General features: G+C 59.4%; 5 protein-coding genes. All 5 read left to right on the plus strand.

Annotated features, from left to right (window positions below):
* Positions 1-670: amidase family protein (locus tag L0H65_RS14880; RefSeq protein WP_301459829.1), on the plus strand; the 670-nt coding region annotated here is incomplete at its 5' end.
* Positions 671-732: 62 nt separating this feature from the next.
* Positions 733-1,797, plus strand: a complete 1,065-nt coding sequence (locus tag L0H65_RS14885; RefSeq protein ID WP_301459830.1) for an ABC transporter ATP-binding protein — start codon at positions 733-735, stop codon at positions 1,795-1,797.
* Between the two features lie 4 nt (positions 1,798-1,801).
* Positions 1,802-2,716, plus strand: a complete 915-nt coding sequence (locus L0H65_RS14890) for an ABC transporter permease (protein ID WP_301459831.1) — start codon at positions 1,802-1,804, stop codon at positions 2,714-2,716.
* Positions 2,709-3,512, plus strand: coding sequence for an ABC transporter permease (locus tag L0H65_RS14895; protein WP_301459832.1), 804 nt, complete (start codon positions 2,709-2,711; stop codon positions 3,510-3,512). Before L0H65_RS14890 ends, L0H65_RS14895 begins: the two co-directional genes overlap by 8 nt.
* A gap of 29 nt (positions 3,513-3,541) precedes the next feature.
* Positions 3,542-4,567 (plus strand): extracellular solute-binding protein, encoded by a 1,026-nt coding sequence (locus L0H65_RS14900; RefSeq protein ID WP_301459833.1) that lies wholly within the window; start codon positions 3,542-3,544, stop codon positions 4,565-4,567.
* Positions 4,568-4,682 lie beyond the last annotated feature (115 nt).

The raw sequence follows: 4,682 nt of genomic DNA on the forward strand, positions 1-4,682 counted from the left end.
GTGTGATACAACTTTCACGGGTGAGGCGATTGACCCCGAATGTGCCGCCGCCGCGCGGGATGCGGCAAAACTGCTGGAAAGCATGGGCCATCACGTCAGCCCCGGCCTGCCGCGTGCCAATATCCTTGGCATGATGCGGGCATGGACCGATATTGTCGCGATTGGCACCGCCCTTTCCATCCACAAATCCCTGAAAAACCGCGACCTTTCGAATGATCTGGTCGAAGGCGTCGGGCGCGGCGCGGTGGCCCATGCGGCAACGCTTTCCCCCACCCGCTACCTTGAAGCGGTCAACGAAATTCACGCCTTCGGCCGCGAAATGGCGGCGGTGTTTGATGGGGTGACAGCACCCGATATCCTGCTGTCCGCGACTTTGGCCGAACTGCCGGCAAAGGTCGGGCGCTTCAGCCATACAACCGAGGATTACGTGAATTTCCGCATCGGACCCGGCGGTGTTTTCGCCTATTCGCCCTATACGGCTGTGTTCAACGCTTCCGGCCAACCCGCGGCGTCAGTGCCTCTTGGCCAATCGGCCAGCGGTTTGCCGATCGGGGTGCATCTGGCGGCACGTTTCGGGGCTGATGATGACCTGATCGCGCTTTGCGCTGATCTGGAACGCGCAGCCCCCTGGGGGCAACGCCACCCATCTCTCTGGGCGGGGATTTCGTAAACAGCCTTGCGCCAGGCGCGCGCGCCGGCATAGGGTAGGCGATGCCAAATGAGGGGAAAAGCATGTCCGAAAGCCCGATTGCCGTTGAGGCCCGCAATGCCGTCAAAGCGTTTGGTCAGGGTGCAACAGCCGTCAAGGCACTGGATGATGTGTCCGTCAAAATCAAAAAGGGGGAGTTCTTTACCCTCCTTGGCCCGTCAGGTTGCGGCAAGACCACGCTGCTGCGGCTGATTGCGGGCTTTGAGACGCCCACCTCCGGGCAAATTCTCCTCGACGGGGCCGATATCACCCAACTGCCGCCGAACAAGCGCCCGGTGAATACGGTTTTCCAAAGCTACGCCCTCTTTCCGCATCTGACCGTGGCGCAAAACATCGCTTTTGGCTTGGAAATGCAGGGCCGCCCCAAGGCTGAGATCAAGAAAACCGTGGCGCGGATGCTGGCGCTGGTAAAGTTGGAACCGATGGCCGACCGCAAGACCAGCCAGCTTTCAGGCGGGCAGCAGCAGCGGGTCGCCCTTGCCCGCGCGCTAGCCCCTGCCCCGAAAGTGCTTTTGCTCGATGAGCCCTTGTCGGCGCTGGACCTGAAGCTGCGCAAGGAAATGCAGATCGAGTTGAAACGGTTGCAAATGGAAACCGGGATCACCTTCGTTTTCGTCACCCATGACCAAGAAGAAGCCCTTACCATGTCAGACCGCATCGCGGTGATGAGTGCGGGCCATATCCAGCAGGTCGGTGCCCCGCGAGAGATTTACACCCGCCCCGCCAACCGCTTTGTCGCGAGCTTCATCGGCGAGACGAATTTCCTGACCGGGAAAAGCGATGGCGAAGCGGTGCAACTCGATATCGGCAGCAAGATCGCGATCAAGGCGCCTCCTGGCCCTGTCTCCCTTGCCATCCGCCCCGAACAGGTGCGTGTGGTGGCGGCAAATGACCCCGGCGCTTTGCCTGCAACTGTTGGTGCGACGGTGTATTTCGGCACCGACACGCATCTGCATCTGGTGATGAAGGATGGCAGCACGCTTGTCGCGCGGATGCAAAGCCCTGCCTCCGGCAGCGGTGATCTGGCCAAAGGCACCAACGTCGGCGTCACCTTCCCGGACAGCGCCCTGCAACTGTTGGGGGATTGAGAGCATGGCATCCAACGCCGAAGAAAAAGCCGAAAGCGCCCGCACCCGCAGCGCGTGGTTGCTGTCCACCCCGGCGCTGATCGTTTTGCTGTTCGCTGCGTCCGGGCCGCTGCTGATCGTGGTAACCTATTCCTTCCTGACGCCGGGCCAATATGGCAATGTGGTCTGGAATTTTGATCTGAGCGGTTGGGTCGGCATCCTGTTTTCCAAGGATATCTTCGACGGCACCTGGCATCTGGCCGACGCGCATCTGTCGATCTTCTGGCGGTCGGTCAAACTGTCACTGCTGACCACGGCAATCACCTTTGCCGTCGGGTTCCCGACCGCATGGTTCATCGCGACACGGCCACCGACGCAACGCGCGCTCTGGCTGTTTTTGATCACGATTCCATTCTGGACCAACCTTCTGATCCGCACCATCGCGATCAATGAGGTGATCCGCAACGAAGGCTTGCTGAACACGGTTCTGATCTGGATCGGGGTGATTTCGACGCCGCTTCATATCATCTACACCGATACGGCGGTGCTGATCGGGATGGCCTATGTTTACCTGCCGCTGATGGTGCTGCCGCTTTACGCCGCGATTGACCGGTTCGACATGCGGTTGCTGGAGGCGGGATACGACCTTTACGCCAGCCGCATACAGGTGTTGCGCCGGGTGATCCTGCCGATTGTGAAGCCGGGAATTATCGCAGGCTCCATCCTTGTGTTTGTGCCTTCGCTTGGGGCCTATGTCACGCCGCGCGTACTGGGCGGCGGCAAGAACATGATGATCGGCAACTTCATCGAATTGCAATTCGGCCAAGCGCGCAACTGGCCGCTCGGGGCGGCGCTGTCAATGACCTTGCTGATTGTCGTGATGGCCGCACTTCTGGTCTATGTCAAAGCCTCCACCAGGGAGGGGAATCCACATGGCTAACCCATCGTTTGAGGTCGCCCGCCTGCCGGGATTCCGCTTTATCGCCATGGCCGTTTTCGTCGTGCTTTATCTGCCGATCATCACGCTCGTGGTCTATTCCTTCAACGCCGGACAATCGGTCGCCCTTTGGGAAGGGTTTTCGCTGACCTGGTATCACAGTGCTTGGCAGAATGAAGCGGTGAAGGGGGCGACGTTCCGTTCCCTCATCATCGCGGCCTCTGCTTCCGGCATCGCAACCACGGTCGCGACGATGGCGGCACTGGGAACCACGCGGCGCAAGGCGTTCAAGGGCCAGACCTTCATCTATGTGATGATCAACCAGCCCCTGATGGTGCCGGAGATCGTGACGGCAGTGGCACTGCTGATCTTCTTTGCCTCGATCAAGGTCGCGACCGGCTATAACGGCTTGATTTACCTGATCATCGCCCATGCCGCCTTTTGCATCCCCTTCGCCTATCTGCCGATCCGGGCACGGCTGGAAGGGATGGACCTGACGCTGGAAACCGCCGCCGCCGATCTTTACGCCAGCCATTGGCTGACCTTCCGGCGCGTGACCCTGCCGCTGATGTTGCCGGGGATTATCGCGGGTGCGATGCTGGCCTTCGTGATCAGTCTGGATGACGTGGTGATTACCGAGTTTGTAAAATCCGGCGGGCAGGATACACTGCCCACCTATATGCTGGGACAGATGCGGCGGGCGGTCACGCCCGAAGTCAACGCCATTTCATCAGTGCTGCTGGCGCTGACGGTGGTGATGCTGACCGCATTTTTCCTGCTGACACGCAAGAAAGACTGACAACAAAAAACCAAAGGGAGAAACGACAAATGAAAAAGATCCTCACGGCAACAGCACTTTTGCTGGCCAGCACCACGCTGGCGATGGCAGAAGGCGAATTGCAGCTTTACAACTGGGGCAACTACACCTCACCCGAGTTGTTGAAGAAGTTTGAGGCCGATACCGGCATCCACGTCACCGTCACCGATTACGACAGCAACACCGCCGCTTTGGCCAAGGTGGAAGCCGGCGGATCGGGGTTCGATCTGGTGGTGCCATCGGCGAATTACATCCCGATCTGGGTGGAGAAGGGGCTGATCCAGAAGCTGGACGCGAGCAAGCTGACCAACAAGGGCAATATCGCGCCGCGCTGGGTCGATGTGCCTTGGGATCAGGGCCGCAACTATTCGATTCCGTGGCAGTGGGGTTCGGTGGGTGTGGCGGTGAACACCTCGGTCTATAAAGGCGACATCAACACGTCCGACATCTTTTTGCGGGTTCCGGAGGAGTTGAAAGGCAAGATCAACGTCGTGCCGGAAATGACCGATGTTGTGAACATGGCGATTTTCAACGTCGGCGGTGAGCCTTGTACTGAAGATACCGAAGTCTTGAAGAAAGTGCGTGATCTGCTGGTTGCGGCCAAGAAGGACTGGCTGTCGATGGATTACGGCGCGACGGAAAAGCTGTCGAACAATGACTGGGCGGCAAGCGTGAACTGGAACGGATCGACGATGCGGGCGCGGATTGCCAACCCGGATGTGGCATTTGGCTATCCGAAAGAAGGCTATCCGTTGTTCATGGATTCGGTGGCCCTGCTGTCGGATGCCAAGAACGTCGACAATGCCTATAAGTTCCTCGACTACATCATGGTTCCGGAAAATGCCGCGATGCTTTCAGCCTTTGCGCGCTATGCCAATGGCATCAGCGGGTCGGAGGCTTTCATGCCGGATGACATGAAGACCGCGCCCGAGGTGGTGCCAGCGGAAGAATTCGCCAAGAACGGGCATTTCCTGCCGACATGCGGGCCGAAAGCACAAGAATATATTACCGCGATCTGGACCGAATTGCAGAAGTAACGCTGGTTTGGCGGTGCACGGGGCGGCGCGGGCATTGAGCCCTTGCCGCCCCGCGGGGGGGGGGGGGCCCCCCACCCCTGTTGGTGGTTGGGGAGAAAACCACCCCCCCAGGGAT

This window comes from Pseudorhodobacter sp. (assembly GCF_030452865.1).
Taxonomy (GTDB): domain Bacteria; phylum Pseudomonadota; class Alphaproteobacteria; order Rhodobacterales; family Rhodobacteraceae; genus Pseudorhodobacter.

Coding starts and splice junctions, on each gene's coding strand:
- L0H65_RS14900 (WP_301459833.1), top strand. CDS start 3,542: ATGAAAAAGATCCTCACGGCAACAGCACTTTTGCTGGCCAGCACCACG.
- L0H65_RS14890 (WP_301459831.1), top strand. CDS start 1,802: ATGGCATCCAACGCCGAAGAAAAAGCCGAAAGCGCCCGCACCCGCAGC.
- L0H65_RS14895 (WP_301459832.1), top strand. CDS start 2,709: ATGGCTAACCCATCGTTTGAGGTCGCCCGCCTGCCGGGATTCCGCTTT.
- L0H65_RS14885 (WP_301459830.1), top strand. CDS start 733: ATGTCCGAAAGCCCGATTGCCGTTGAGGCCCGCAATGCCGTCAAAGCG.